Origin of the sequence: Corynebacterium silvaticum (genome assembly GCF_004382825.2) — a bacterium.
In the GTDB taxonomy this organism is placed as follows: Bacteria; Actinomycetota; Actinomycetes; order Mycobacteriales; family Mycobacteriaceae; genus Corynebacterium; species Corynebacterium silvaticum.
Genome location: NZ_SDQO02000003.1, coordinates 329,284 through 343,439, shown reverse-complemented (window position 1 = coordinate 343,439; position 14,156 = coordinate 329,284). Strand labels below are relative to the sequence as shown.

The 14,156-nt window shown below is 54.3% G+C and carries 10 protein-coding genes; 9 read left to right on the top strand and 1 reads right to left on the bottom strand.

Features of this window, described 5'->3' with window-relative positions; translation table 11 throughout:
- Window positions 1-222 precede the first annotated feature (222 nt).
- The 3 genes from ET810_RS13430 to ET810_RS09585 all read left to right on the top strand — a co-directional run bounded on the left by ET810_RS13430 (window position 223) and on the right by ET810_RS09585 (window position 4,190).
- Window positions 223-2,319 carry a DUF5979 domain-containing protein gene (locus ET810_RS13430; protein WP_134317677.1) on the top strand — a complete coding sequence of 699 codons (2,097 nt, stop codon included), beginning with the start codon at window positions 223-225 and terminating at the stop codon, window positions 2,317-2,319.
- The gene (locus ET810_RS13425; protein ID WP_225870167.1) at window positions 2,312-3,598 is read left to right on the top strand and encodes a DUF5979 domain-containing protein; all 1,287 of its coding nucleotides are present in this window, start codon (window positions 2,312-2,314) and stop codon (window positions 3,596-3,598) included. The genes ET810_RS13430 and ET810_RS13425 overlap by 8 nt, the downstream gene beginning before the upstream one ends.
- Before the next feature lie 85 nt (window positions 3,599-3,683).
- The gene (locus tag ET810_RS09585) at window positions 3,684-4,190 is read left to right on the top strand and encodes a phosphatase PAP2 family protein (RefSeq protein ID WP_087454691.1); all 507 of its coding nucleotides are present in this window, start codon (window positions 3,684-3,686) and stop codon (window positions 4,188-4,190) included.
- Here ET810_RS09585 and ET810_RS09580 read toward each other — a convergent pair.
- On the bottom strand, window positions 4,187-5,545 hold the full coding sequence (locus ET810_RS09580) for a TPM domain-containing protein (protein WP_087454690.1): 1,359 nt from the start codon (window positions 5,543-5,545) through the stop codon (window positions 4,187-4,189). The two genes, ET810_RS09585 and ET810_RS09580, sit on opposite strands and share 4 nt — an antisense overlap.
- 266 nt (window positions 5,546-5,811) lie before the next feature.
- Between ET810_RS09580 and ET810_RS09575 the strand changes: the two genes are divergently transcribed.
- From ET810_RS09575 to ET810_RS09550, 6 genes are all read left to right on the top strand, one after another.
- Entirely contained in the window at window positions 5,812-7,803 is a 1,992-nt protein-coding gene (locus ET810_RS09575; protein WP_134316262.1) for a glycosyltransferase, read from the top strand.
- A complete protein-coding gene (locus ET810_RS09570; protein ID WP_087454688.1) occupies window positions 7,796-8,302 on the top strand; it encodes a phosphatase PAP2 family protein in 507 nt (168 codons plus the stop codon). Before ET810_RS09575 ends, ET810_RS09570 begins: the two co-directional genes overlap by 8 nt.
- The gene (locus ET810_RS09565; RefSeq protein WP_087454687.1) at window positions 8,303-9,283 is read left to right on the top strand and encodes a decaprenyl-phosphate phosphoribosyltransferase; all 981 of its coding nucleotides are present in this window, start codon (window positions 8,303-8,305) and stop codon (window positions 9,281-9,283) included.
- 183 nt (window positions 9,284-9,466) lie between these two features.
- Window positions 9,467-11,398, top strand: a complete 1,932-nt coding sequence (locus ET810_RS09560) for an arabinofuranosyltransferase AftB family protein (protein ID WP_087454686.1) — start codon at window positions 9,467-9,469, stop codon at window positions 11,396-11,398.
- Between the two features lie 245 nt (window positions 11,399-11,643).
- Window positions 11,644-12,669, top strand: coding sequence for an alpha/beta hydrolase (locus tag ET810_RS09555; protein WP_087454685.1), 1,026 nt, complete (start codon window positions 11,644-11,646; stop codon window positions 12,667-12,669).
- A gap of 130 nt (window positions 12,670-12,799) precedes the next feature.
- Window positions 12,800-14,122, top strand: a complete 1,323-nt coding sequence (locus ET810_RS09550) for a glycosyltransferase family 87 protein (protein WP_134316261.1) — start codon at window positions 12,800-12,802, stop codon at window positions 14,120-14,122.
- Window positions 14,123-14,156: the final 34 nt, after the last annotated feature.

Genomic DNA, 14,156 nt, shown 5'->3' with positions numbered 1-14,156 from the left:
AGGGAATGCTCGCTAGCGTTCTCAAAAACGACAAAGTCGGGCGGATATAGGTAAAAGTTTTGTATGCGTTTCTTGGGCTTATAGAGAAGGATTGGGCGCAGGGAACGTGGGCTGTCATTCGGGGATGCAAACCCATCATATCTAGAGAATGTGCTACTTTATCGTTAAGTAAATTTTCTTTCCGATAGAGAGAGTAAATTTTTTAGGAAATGGAGTAGGGCTTTGAGTATCCCTCAATTTTTAAATATGGGGAGTAGGGGGTCCTTAAGGTTATATAAAGCCTTTTGGATTATTATTGTTATTTCTTTGGTGGCTGCCATGTGTGTGGTTACTCAACCGGCGGTAGCGCAGGATAATTGTGCTGGTGGCAGTTACTCCAATTTGCATTGGAAAGACAGAAGTCCTGGTGTGGAGGATGGAGTTTATAGTGGACGTTCCGATCAAGCGCAGGTGGAATTTGATTGGCAAGTGTCTGATGGGGCAAAAAAGGGCGACAAATTTTATGTACAGTTGCCTGAAGAACTAATTACTGTTAATACAGGAATGCTGCAGCTAAAAGATAGCGATGGTGTTGTAGTTGCAGAAGCGAATATTTCGAGTAACTCCAAAAAAGTAGAGTTTACTTTAACGGATTTTGCTGATAAGAAATTCGGGGTTAAAGGTAAAGCTTACTTTACTGTGCAGTGGGATAGATATAGTAAAAGCAATCTTCCAGAAAACGGCTTTGGCGCAATCGAAAATCCTGGAAAACTTCAATTTGGTGGTTGTGGGGCAAGATCTTTAGATGGAGTTTATAGCCCGGATGGCCCTGCTGGGATCACCCATGAGAGTGGAAAAAATGGTCAATACTTTGGGTCTAAGGATGTAGACGGGAAAACATATTATCTATTTGGATGGACGGTATTTGTCGGTAGCGATACTGGTACTTCTGCATTTTCTGTAACCGATGCTCCACCAGAGGGGCATAAATTCGCGTGTGATTCTAAATATATAGATGGGAATTGGTCTCCAATTATTTTGGATGCCACTACCGAAAACGGCAATACGCCAACAAATGCTATTCAAATTGGCACAGGAGTACAACATACAGGTAAGCACAACCTTATTCTTAGTAAGCGTGCTCAAGAAGAACAATGGGACCCGGTATATGCTCTAGGATCGCATGGTTTTGAGATTGATTGCCAGGAAAATTCTTTGAAAGTTTTCTTCCCCTACGGCGTCGATCCACGAACTGGTCCACGTATTTCTTTGACCACTTATACGGAAGCTAAACCGGCACCAGGTAGTCGAATTACTAACAAAGCTTCGGTAAAAGAAAAAGAAGTTGAAGGAAGCGTTGTTATTCCAGCTGCTGGTGGTTGGGCAGAAGGTAAAGTTGGCGGCTTTGCATTCCAGAAACAGGTTCTCGGACTTGAGGATGGGATAGAAAAAAGTTTTGAGTTTGAGTGGTCCTGTCATCATAAAAATGCTTCTGAAGTAGAAACAACAAAAGGAAGTACGAACCTTAAACCTGGTGAGTCTCACCACGTCTCAGACCAAGACAAAGGCACTATCTGTGAGCTGAAGGAAAAGAATGCTGATGTCGAAGGGTACAAACGAATAACTAAGTGGATTGTGAATGGCAAGTCTCAAGAAGGTGAATCCGTAGAAGTTGAGGCAAGTGCAAACAATGAGCAGGCCGCCATTGTTGAGGTTACGAACACTTACACGAAAGATGAGCCAAAAGACGGCTCCTTCAATCTTGTCAAGAAAGTTGAAGGCCTTGACAGAGATGCGAAAGTAAACACCTACCTTTTTGAGTACAAGTGCGTACTCGGTGAAAAAGAAATAAAATCCGAAAAATCTATTGAGATCACAGGTGCCGGAACCTACAAAGTGGACGGTATTCCAGCCGGTGCGACCTGCTCGGTCACTGAGAATAAAGAATCTGCTCAGGTAGCTGATTACACCGTTGAGATTAATGACAAGAACACTGTCACCATCGAAGCAGACAAGACTGTCGACCTAGAAGTCACTAATAAGTACACGACTTCTTTGGGTAAGTTCAAAGTTACCAAGAAGGTTGATGGTCTTCCGAAAAAACACAAGGATGTCGCTTACGACTTCACCTACACCTGCGTCAAGGATTCGGATGTTAAGACCGGAAAATTCACCATCACAGGCGCAGGTGAAGAGACCATCGATAAGATTCCCGCTGGCTACTCTTGCTCAGTAACTGAGGATAAAGAGAAAGCAGCCGTCAAGGGATATTCTTTGGTAACTAATGTTTCTGGTCCAGTAACTATTATCGCTGTTCAGGAACAAGAGATATGTGAATAACGTGTACTCCTTAAACAAGGGTTCTTTCACCATTACTAAAGAACTTCAAGATCCCGATAATGTTGCGACTGACAAGAAGTTTTCCTTCGGCTATTCCTGCGAACATAAAGAACTTGGCTTCCATCAGGAAGGCTTCTTAGGCCCAATCGGCGCTGGTGAGAAAGCAACAGTCAAGGATATTCCCGAAGGTTCTATCTGCACCATTAAAGAGCAAGACGCTCAGGTAGGCGGCTCTGACCTCAAGGTTTCCGGCCTGGATGAGTCCATTATCGTGGGTAACGGTGAGAAGAACGTCAAGGTGACCAATGCCTACTCCGCATGGCGCGCAAAGATTACCCTTTCCAAGGAGATCACTGGTTCAACTTCCAAGGCCTTGATGGAGAAGCCTTTTAAGGTGAACTATGTCTGCGAACTAGGTAGCTGGAAGAAAGACGGCACAGTGACCGTCACTGCCAAGACACCAACTGTGATCGAGGATCTACGTTCTGGCGCTGAGTGCGTGTTCACCGAGAACACCGAAGGCCTTGATGCGGGTGGTGCTCGCTTTAACTTGGCAGGTTCCACGACAAACGTCACCGTTAAGGTCGGAGACAAGGGAACGAACACTTCTGCCAAACTGGTCAATGATTATAAGGAACTGGGTAAAGTCTCTTTGACCAAGGTGCTCGGTGGATTGTCTGTGGATGCGTGGGGCTCTAGCGGGCAGAATCCGCGGGAGTTTGACGTGGAGGTGACGTACAAGGACACAAGCGGAGTTAACAAGACACAGACACTGAAGATTTCCGAGGGCAAGAACACCGAGTTGCCTGCGCTGCCAGTCGGTACCGAGATCAAGGTTCGAGAGGTTATGCCTCGTAACTCTGCTTTGACCACGTGGTCTACCCCCGGTTATTCCTCTGCGGATGGGTCTGCTGTTGTCCGGGACAATGGCGATGGATCTGCGACGATCATCGTTCCGTCTGATTCCTTTGACAAGCCAGCCTTGGTTAAGGTGCGCAACACCGCCAATATTCCGTGGTGGTGGTCGCTGCTGATCCTGGTGCCGTTTGTCGCGCCGCACTTGGTGCCATCGGATAGCGGAAGTTCTAGTTCTTCCACACCGACAAATGCACCTCAGAGGCCTGCGGCACCGACTACTCAGAAGCCGGCACCGGTTAAGGAAAAGCCTAAGAAGACTCTTGCTGTTACTGGTGCAAGTGTGTACATGGTGCTGATCCTTGGCGCGATTCTTTCGCTCGCTGGTTTGGCGTTCTTTGTGATGCGTCACCGTAGAGATTAAGGAACATTCTGAGTTTATAAAGTAAGGGTGAGGGCGAGAGCGTCCGCACCCTTGCTTTTCTTGGTGGTGCCGTAGGCTCGCTGGGGTGGATGCGTATCTTTTAGATTTTGTAATTCAGCACCGCGAGGAGGCTGTGACGCCGTGGGTGGTTGCGTTGACCACGGCGACGCGCCCGGCGTTTGTGATGGTTGGGGCGCTGGTGGCGTCGGCACTGCTTATGGTCACGCATCGTGCGATGCCGTTGTTTCCTGCGGCAGCCGTGGGGCTTTCGTGGGTGAGCAGTACCGCGTTGAAGTACGTGTGCGGCCGGGAGCGTCCCAGCAGGGAATTGCAGCTTCTTTATGAATACAACCCGTCATTCCCCTCGGGCCATGCCACGACGGCCTTTGCTGCGGCTATGGTCCTCGCGCTTCTGTGTCGCCGCTGGTGGGTGCTCACCGTGTGGATCGTGGCGGCGGCAGTGGGGCTGAGCAGGTTGTATGTGGGAGTGCATTGGCCTAGCGACGTGCTAGCCGGTGCGCTGCTTGGCGCCGCGATTGCAGCCGCCACCTTTGCAGTGATGCGAAAAGTGGCGGCAGAGGGCGCGAGCTAGAAGCTTCCCGACGAGCCCGCGCCGGAGAAGCCGCCGGAGTATGTGGCGGTGGACGAGGAACTAGAGGCGTTGGCGGCGCTGACTGCGTCGTTATGCCAGGAGTTCATGAGGAAGAAAGGCACGTAATTGCCGTAGCCGGGGTGCCAGTCGCTAGCGCCGAGGCTTGGGGGGCGGTTGTGCTCAAGGTCGGCTTGAGAGAATTGCTTGTGGGCCAGGGCTTGGGTTACAGCGCCGTACTCGGAGATGATGAGCGCGTATTCATCCATAAAGTTCGCTGCGGAAGGATTCGTGATGAGTGCTTGGCAGCGGGCACTGAGCTCGCCGATACGGGCTTGGATGGCGGCGTCGTTAGCCTCGACCTGAGCTTTGACTATGTCCTCATGCAAGGCCGTGAGCTCCTTTAATCGCACATCGGTGTTGCCTTTCTCCATGCGGAAGAGGGTATCGATGTTGTTCTCAGCGTTGCGGAGCTGGGTGACGCTAGCGGCGGCCGTGGCCAATTCTTTACGACGCGCATAAATAGCTTTCGCATCGGCGTTTTCCGGAAGCTGCATCATGGTGTCGTGCTGAGCCAGGAAACCATTCTTAATGTCCTCCCACTCACGGCGCAGAGTGGCGTCAGCGATGGGGGAGGTAAGGGAATAATGTGCACGAATGTCGATGCTGTCTAAGTTGTTAGCAAGATGCGTGTAGTTATCGGCTACCGTCTGGTAATCCTGCATTGCGAGCTTCCGGCGTTGCTTGCGGTAATAGAAGGAAAAGAACCCCACTACCGCAGCAAAAACCGCGCCAGCAGCGGCAAAGAGGCCGCCGAATATCCGGCTACCGTTATCGGTAGCGTTCGGATCATACTTAGCTACAGTCGTGGCACCGGTGAGCAAACCACCCACCCAGTCGCCGTTTTTAAAGGACTTCTGCATGGAATCGGAATAACGCGTGGAATGCTTGGTATACCCGAGCGGCCCCTTGAGGTCTTCGCTCACGTAGGTGCCCATTTTTCGGAGATTAACATCCACGGTGAACAAAACGTGCCCGTCGGCCCACTTGTTTCCTTCTTGATTGATGAGCTCTCTGTGCTGGTGCACGCCAAAGTCTTTCACCCAATCGTCATAAGGCGTGGTGGCGGTAGCGCTGATGACGTAGTCGACATTGGGCACCTGGGTAGGAAAATTCAATGCCCGAGTTTTCTCAGTAAGCTCGGCCTCTTCCTCAGGGGACAAGACGTTGTCTTGGTCATAAATCGTCACGTTTAGGGGAGCGTCGGCACGCGCGGTTGTGAGCACTCTGGAAGGAAGCAGGAGCAGCGATAACATTACTGCCGTAATCAAGCTCGAAAACTTCATGAAAACACGCATGTGCGCACCTCTCAGCAAACGTTGACGACGATACCGCCGAGTATAAAGACTTTCTGCATGCTTGCTAGACCATGGAGTTCCCCCGAGAAGCATAAGAAGACTACAGTACAACGGGTTCACAAACGTGAGAAGGAACCGACTGAGAAATCCGGGTGGTGTGCGCGTTATTTAAGGAACGACGTACTCAGTAGCATTATGCTAGACCGGGTGAACTGTGCCCTTCGAGAGCGGGGCAACATCAAAACTTTTAGAAAGGTTTGGCGTCAATGAGCGCTGATAAGAGCACGGCTACTAAGGCAGTGGAAAAGCTGCAGCGATTCCTGCTACCGCGAGCAGGCGAGCCTTATGACGTGCGGATGTTGTACCTCATCGAGGCAGAACACAAAACTGCACGTGCGACGTGGGAGGACCGTGGCTCGGTCTCGCTTGCTGCCGGCAACGAGCTGAGCTTCTTGACGTATTTCAACGCGTTCCCCGCAAGCTATTGGCGCCGCTGGTCTCAGCTGGACTCTGTGATCCTCAAGGTTGAGGTCGCTGGAACCGCACGCGTAGACGTGTACCGCTCCAAGATTGACGGCGCCCGCATCGCTGTGGAAGGCCAAGTGGTCACCGACGGAACCGCTGAATTTGAGCTTTCCTTGCAGCCTTTCGAGGACGGCGGCTGGCTGTGGTTCGATCTCACCGCAGAGACCGACACCACCGTTCTAGAAGCTGGTTGGTACGCAGCGCAGGCGCCCGGCCCCCAGACGCTTCCCGACGGCACCCAGGTAGGACCTTTCGAGCCGCGAGTGACCGTGGGTATCCCCACCTTCAACCGCCCGGCAGACGCAGTGGCTGCGCTCGAAGCGCTGGCCTCTGACCCAGAGGTGGATGCGGTCATCGACACGATGATCATGCCGGATCAGGGCACCAAGCACCCCGCTGATGAACCAGGCTATCAAGCAGCAACCGAGCACTTCGGGGAGCGTTTCTTTGAATTCCGCCAGGGCAACCTCGGCGGATCGGGCGGCTATTCCCGCATCATGTATGAGGCACTTGGTGGAGTAGACGGCACAGGTGAGGCCGGCGCCAAGAAGAGCCCTTACATCCTGTACATGGATGATGACATCGCCATTGAACCTGACTCAGTGCTGCGTGCTCTTCAGGTGGCTCGTTACGCTAAGTCCCCGATGCTGGTTGGTGGCCAGATGCTCAACCTCCAGGAGCGCAGCCACCTGCACACCATGGGCGAGGTCATCGGACGCCATGACTTTATGTGGACCTCCGCGCCCCATGTGCACTACGACCATGACTTTGCCAAGCACCCGCTCGCAGATCGCGGAAAACCAGGCGACAAACCAGATATGCCCAACTCCGTTGACCTGCACCGTCGTATTGACGCAGAGTTCAACGGCTGGTGGATGTGCATGATTCCACGCGTTGTCGCAGAAGAAATCGGACAGCCACTGCCGCTGTTTATCAAGTGGGATGACGCTGAATTCGGTCTTCGCGCCGGGCGTCATGGCTACCCGACGGCCACCTGGCCGGGTATCGCGATCTGGCACATGGCATGGTCGGACAAGGACGACGCGATTGACTGGCAGGCGTATTTCCACCTGCGCAACCGCCTCGTCGTGGCTGCTAACTACCATGATGGCCCTGTTGAGGGCATCATCAAGTCGATGCAGAAGGCCACGATTAAGCACCTGATGTGCCTGGAGTACTCGACCGTGGCTATCCAAAATGAGGCCATGAAGGACTTCCTCGCTGGCCCTGATCAGCTCTTTGACATCCTGGAGTCTTCGTTGCCTCGTATCGCGGCGATTCGTAAGACCTATTCGGATGCTGTCGTGCTGCCCACCGCCGCGGACTTGCCTAAGCCCACTGGTATCCCCGGTGTGCCGATCCGCGACATCGGAGGACGTTTGGCACCGATCAAGAAGGCCGTATGGCTGGCTAAGGGTCTCAAGCACTCGTTGTCCAAGGAAAACAAAGATCATCACGAGGTTCCCCAGGCAAATCTCTCTCCCATCGAGGCGCGTTGGTTTAGCCTCTCCCGTCTCGACGGCGCTACGGTGACCACCGCTGATGGTCGCGGAGTGGTGTACCGCAAGCGTGACCTGGAACAGGCAAAGGAGCTGCTCAAGGAGTCGCGTTGTTTGCAAAAGGAAGTCGCAGAGAACTTTGATCGACTGCGTGGCGAGTACCGCGCCGCCCACACGCGTCTGACCAGCCGCGAGGCATGGTCTGAGATTTTTGCAGGTGGTGTGGATGAGTAAAGTGGAATCAGACGTTCTTGTTGGGATTCAATCGCTTTTAGCTTCTCGACGTGGCGTGCTGCCTACCGCACGCGCGCTCAGCCATTTCGGTGAGCACGCTCTGGGGTGGATGGGATTGGCCGCTCTGGGCGCTTGCGTGGATAAGGGGAGACGCCGCCAGTGGATACACGTTGGTGTATCGGCTTTTCTCAGCCATGCTGCTAGCGTTGTGATCAAGCGTATTGTGCGGCGGAAGCGTCCACATGATGATCGGATCGCTATTGGGGTGGGAACGCCCTCTAAGCTGAGCTTTCCTAGTTCACACGCGACGTCGACAAGCGCTGCCTTGGTGAGTCTTGCTAAGCTCACGCGCAGTCCTCTCCCGCTGCTCGGTATCCCTGTGATGATGACATCGCGTATGGTGCTCGGAGTGCATTACCCAACCGACGTGACCGTCGGTGCGCTTCTCGGCGCCGCTACCGCGCAAGCAGTATCGCGAATGGATAAGAAGGAAAAGTAAGTGACCGAGCAAAACAAGAGCTTCCTTGAGCCCGAACCCCACACACGTGGCGTGGAGGACAACAAGAAGCGTCGTCCGCCGAAGAACCTCCCTGACGCGATGATTAAAGCACTGCGCCCCAAGCAGTGGGTGAAGAACGTTCTGGTTCTTGCTGCACCCGCTGCCGCCGGCACAGAGGCTCTCTTCGCGCCGCGCACACTCGTGGACATTCTTATCGCCTTTGTCGCTTTTTGCATGTCGGCATCTGCGATTTATCTGATCAATGATGCCCGCGACGTTGAGGCGGACAGGCAGCACCCCACCAAGCGTTTCCGGCCGATTGCCGCTGGTGTTCTGCCCATCAACCTGGCCTACGGCATGGCAGTATCCCTGATGCTCGCGGCTGTGTTCATCAGCTACTTTGCTTCCTCGGGTCACGGGCTCGGCATTGTTGTCGTGGTTTATATCGCCCTGCAGCTGGGTTACTGCTTTGGCTGGAAGCACCAGCCGGTGATCGATATTGCTTTGGTCTCCTCCGGATTCATGCTGCGTGCTATGGCCGGCGGTGTGGCCGCAGGTATCAACCTTTCGCAGTGGTTCCTGCTGGTTGCGGCGTTTGGTTCGTTGTTCATGGCATCGGGTAAGCGTTATGCGGAAATCTTGCTGGCCAAGAAGTCGGGCGCGAAGATCCGCAAGTCACTTGAAGGGTATACGCCCACGTATCTGCGCTTTGTGTGGACGCTCTCTGCAACCGCTGTGGTTATTGCGTACTCGCTATGGGGCTTTGAGATGGCTGCGTCATCTTCCGGAACGGCTTCAGTGTGGTACCAGGTCTCCATGGTTCCCTTTACCGTGGCTATCTTGCGCTATGCAGCCGACGTTGACCGTGGCGACGGCGGCGCTCCTGATGAGCTCGCGCTGTCAGACCGCGCGTTGCAGGTCCTAGCGATCGCATGGGTCGTGTGCATCGGCATCGCTGTGTATTTGGTTCCTGCGTTTTAGGCTCACGCCACTAGGAGTGCAACCGCCACAGAGCAGTTTCTTCGCAGAACTGTTCGGTGGCGGTTTTGTTATGGAAAGGCAGGTGTAGAGCGATATGAATAAGTGTGAGAACAAAAACTAATCACGCAACATTTATCACTCGGATTCACAATAGCCCCGTCTTCAGTGTTAGCATGAGCACTCATGAATAAGGGTCGGTCGTTGTCAGTGACCACCGCGTTTGTGTCTACCACGGCTATCGCGGTGATTGCATTTGTTGGAGGCTGGCAACGCCGGTGGATTAGCGATGACGGTCTGATAGTTTTGCGGACCGTACGAAATCTCCTCGCGGGTAATGGTCCGGTGTTCAACGCCGGCGAGCGGGTAGAGGCCAATACCTCCACTCTGTGGCAGTACCTCATCTTTGCGGTTGCCAAAGTTACCGGCGGGGAGCTGAGCGCAATCGCGTTGTGGCTTGCGCTGCTCCTGACCACAGCCGCGCTGACTATTGCTGCTCTTGCTACTGTGCGCCTTCATCCGGAGCGCAACGCACTGATTCTTCCTTTTGGCGCTCTCATCTATATCGCGCTGCCCCCGGCACGAGATTTTGCTACGTCTGGTCTGGAATGGGGCCTGTCGCTTTTCTGGCTTGCGGTGCTGTGGTGGCTGATCGTTGCGTGGGTCAACGCTGTGCATCCGCCGGCTGCGGAGACGCACGCTTCTCAGCGAACAGATCGGGCATTCCAGGCGACGCTCTTCTTGGCCTTTTGGTGTAGCCTGAGCTGGTTCATCCGCCCGGAGATGGCACTTTATGGTGGCGTGATCGGGCTGGTTATTTTTGTGAATGCGGAGACCTGGCGCCGCCGCGGGCTCATTCTTTTGGTCGCTCTTCCATTGCCGCTGGGATACCAGATTTTCCGGATGGGATATTACGGGCTGATTGTTCCGCAGACCGCAGTGGCCAAGTCCGCAAAGCTCAGTGACTGGACAAGCGGCTGGATGTATCTGAGGGACTTTAATGATCCCTACGGAATGATCATCGCAGCCCTGCTTGTGCTCGCCGTGGGATACACGGTGTTTGTTCATGGTGGGTTCTTCCGGGGCCCATGGGGGATAGGTGCGCAGTCTGACGCTGAATCGGCACAGAGGTTTGCTGCCATGCGTTCGGAGCTGCGGACATCTCGCGTCATCATCGTGGTGCTGCTGTGCTGTGCCTTCTTGCATATTCTCTATGTGACCCGTGTTGGTGGCGACTTTATGCACGGCAGAATGCTGCTGTTGCCGCTCTTTGTGTTGCTGCTTCCCGTCGCTGTGATCCCGATTCGTCCCACGAGCGAGGGCAAGCTGCACGAGCTGGCTAGCTTTGGAATTTTCTGTGGTGCAGTAACCTGGGCGTTCTTGGTTGTCGCTGGCGGCCATAGCTATGAACGACCCGGAAGCGGGGATGCTCAGAAGGAAATCGGCATCGTGGATGAGCGGGAGTATTGGACGCAGTCAATGGGGCGCGCGTCTGATAATGCGCCAAAGACAGCAGAGGATTTCCTTGAGGTTCCGGTAATGCGAACGTTCAAGGAACGATTAGCGCAGGCTCAAGCAAACAACGACGCACTCATGCTCGACTTTGTGGTTGATGACAAGCAAGAACTCTACGACTGGCAGCCGATTCCTAGGGATGACTCCACCAAAGAAAAAGACATTCCGCTGACTATTACTCGCATTAACCTGGGCATGACGTCGATGAATGCTCCTTTGGATGTGAGGGTTGTGGATTCGGTGGGCCTATCCAACCCATTGGGCGCACGCCAACCGCGCATCGAGGGTTCACGTGTCGGCCACAATAAGCATCTTCCGTTGTCCTGGCAGGCTGCGGATTCCGCAGCGAATCTTAACCACCTGCCTGTGTGGGTTGATGGACCTGAGGCGACGAGCGTGCGGAAGGCTCTCTACACAGAAGAGATAGCCGAGTTCATCGCTACGTATCGGGAGCCGATGAGCGTTTCACGATTCTTTAAAAATATTGCTTTTGCACTAGGCCAAGGACGTTCGCTGGAACTTAACCCAGATCCTGCCCACTATGGGGCTACTGTGGACCCGGCAGCTCGTATTTCTTGGCCGGTGAGCGCCCGTACTGACTAGTTGCGCTTTGCTTTGATTGCATATATCCCCCGCAAAAGTGGGTAATAAAGAGCGCTGGTGGGGTGGGGAACTTTCTAAAAACTAAGTTCCAACTATGAAAAAGAGCATAAGCGAGTTAATCTAGCTTGGATTATATCGGTTCTGTAACGGCCCGGACGTCCTGCGCGATACTTAAGCAGGAATGAGACGGGGCGTTTGCGTGCACATAATAACTGCGACGCCGCATACTTAGTTCGAGGAGATTTATGACGATCGCGTCCCGATTGAAAAAGGTAGGCAAGAAAGCTACCGCCACACTTACTGCTGTGGTTACGGCAGCAGCGCTGACCGTTGCCGGCACAGGCGTTGCTTCCGCAGGCCCTCGCGACTGGTTGCGGCCAGATGCTACCGGCCACTGTGAGTGGGATGGTGCAAACTACTGGGTACAGCGTTGCGACGTTGCCTCCCCGGCTATGGGCCACAACGTGACAGTGCAGATCCAGCCTGCAGGTCGTGGTGGTAACGCTGCCCTCTACCTGCTCGACGGAGCGCGCGCTTCCGATGCGGCCAACGCTTGGACCTTTGATGCTTCCGCACAGACCATGTTTGTGGATAACAACATCACCTTGGTCATGCCTGTTGGCGGTGCCGGCAGCTTCTACACCGACTGGGCGGCACCAGCGGGAATTGGTTCCGTTGGACAGGTCTTCAAGTGGGAGACCTTCCTTACTCAAGAGCTTCCTGCGTACCTCGAAGCGCATTTTGGTGTTGCTCGCAATAACAACTCCATCGGTGGCCTCTCCATGGGCGCTACCGCTGCGATGAACCTTGCTGCTCTTCACCCAGAGCAGTTCCGCCAGGTGCTGAGCTACTCCGGTTACCTCGCCATGACCGCTCCTGGCATGTACAGCCTGCTGGGCCTCGCTCTCCTCGAAGTCGGTGGCCTGAACATTAACTCCATGTACGGTAGCTTCTTCAGCCCACGTCGTATTCAGCTCGATCCGCTGTTCAACATGCGCGGCCTCGACGGCAAGGACGTGTATGTCTCTGCTGCTAGCGGCGCATGGGGCGGCCCGGACATCGAAAAGTATTCGTTCAAGGACCGCGTCAACGGTTCCATTCTTGAGGTCGCATCCCGCCTCTCCACCAAGATTTGGGAGACCAAGGCAAAGGGTTATGGCCTGAATTACACTGCGGATTACCCGGCTGTTGGTATCCACAACTGGCTGCAGTGGAACTACCAGTTGGCTATCACCAAGGATCGCATCCTGAACGTGATGAACGCCTGGTAAGGCTTCCTGCTTACTATCTCCCCAGAGGGCTCGTACCTCTGGGGATTTTTATGCTCTTGTTGCCTTTGGCCATTACATTGGTCTACGGCTGTTTTATTGTCCGCTACTGTTTTGCTTCCAAGGTGATCGAATGTCCCATAGGTCTGAGAAGTCTCAGTCATTCCTGACTCCGCTGGGGTGGCTGCTGGCGCTCTGTGCTGGGTCGGCCCCATGGTGGCAGGGGTCGCGGAATTCTCAGCCGGACGACTGGGGAAGCTTGTGGATCGGCGGGCAGATCGTCGCGGATGGACATTCGGATAGCCTTTATTCCATTGATCCGACGGATTTTGGCAACCCCACAGGCCCAGTGTGGGCGTCGTATGCGGAACAGGTGAGCGATCTCGCTCCTTTTGTGCATCCTTTTGTTCATAACCCTCTGGTGGCCTATGCGCTGGCGCCGGTGACTCGGTTGATGAGCTTTGCCACGAGTGCTTCTGTGTTGTTGGTTCTCAGTGGCATATCGGTGGTCTTATTCAGCGCCGGTTGCATTAATTTATGGACGCGTCGGACTCCTCAGATAGTCCCTCTTGTGGTTCTGTCGGTGGCGGTGTGGGTGTCTGCGGCGACGCAGCTTAGCTTCTGGATTGGGCAGACCACGCCGATCATCATGATGCTGATTGCCGTGGGGCTTGCCATGAGCGTGCGCCGCCCGTGGCTCTCAGGGCTCCTTGTGTCGATAGCAGTGCTAATCAAGCTCACTCCCGTGCTCATCGTGCTGATAATGCTGATGTTTGCGGGGCATAGGCGCGCTGGCGTATGGGCTGCAGGTTTAAGCCTGTTCTGGGGTGTTCTTACCCTAGTGGTGGCGCCGTGGTCTGTTATTAGCGCATGGTGGCAGGCTTTGGGGTGGCTGGGTTCAAAGACGTTGGTTTCTGCGATCAATCAGTCGTTGGCGTCGCTGTTGGCGAGGGGACAACAGCCTGAGGGGAGTATCGTTGCCGTTATCGACGAGGCCCCCGCAGCCGTGATGTGGTGGAGCATGGGGATAGTACTGGTTACCGTTGCTTTGTTCCTGGTGACCCTGATCAAATTGAAGGATTTTCGATTTGAGATTTGTGCGGTTGTCGCATTTGTTGGGGTTACAGCATTGTCGGGAATCGTGTGGACTCACTACACAATGGTGGCCTTTGTAGCCGTGACTGGTCTGGTGGCGCTAGCTGAGAGGTCTTCGTGGTGGGCAGCCGTGGGGCTTCTTCCGGCAGTGTTGCTCTTCCCGCCGTTTGGAGAGGCGTTTGTTTCTGCGGAAAGGACGCCCAATTCCCTCATGTGGGCAGGGTTCCTGTCGCTGGTCATCCCGATGATCGCGTTGGCTGGGATGGGACTGGGGGCACGCCCAGAGATTCGCGCTGATAGGCGGCTTCGATGGAGTTCTCTGGTGGAAGCGGTGGCGGAAACGACGGGTGGGCGTCGATAAGCAACGGCTCGGGCACCCTGATATTGGTGTGAAA

What these genes read in the sequence shown, in the direction of transcription:
- ET810_RS09580 (WP_087454690.1), bottom strand. Translation starts at nt 5,545, where the DNA reads ATGCGTGTTTTCATGAAGTTTTCGAGCTTGATTACGGCAGTAATGTTA.
- ET810_RS09575 (WP_134316262.1), top strand. Translation starts at nt 5,812, where the DNA reads ATGAGCGCTGATAAGAGCACGGCTACTAAGGCAGTGGAAAAGCTGCAG.
- ET810_RS09570 (WP_087454688.1), top strand. Translation starts at nt 7,796, where the DNA reads ATGAGTAAAGTGGAATCAGACGTTCTTGTTGGGATTCAATCGCTTTTA.
- ET810_RS09560 (WP_087454686.1), top strand. Translation starts at nt 9,467, where the DNA reads ATGAATAAGGGTCGGTCGTTGTCAGTGACCACCGCGTTTGTGTCTACC.
- ET810_RS09555 (WP_087454685.1), top strand. Translation starts at nt 11,644, where the DNA reads ATGACGATCGCGTCCCGATTGAAAAAGGTAGGCAAGAAAGCTACCGCC.
- ET810_RS09550 (WP_134316261.1), top strand. Translation starts at nt 12,800, where the DNA reads ATGTCCCATAGGTCTGAGAAGTCTCAGTCATTCCTGACTCCGCTGGGG.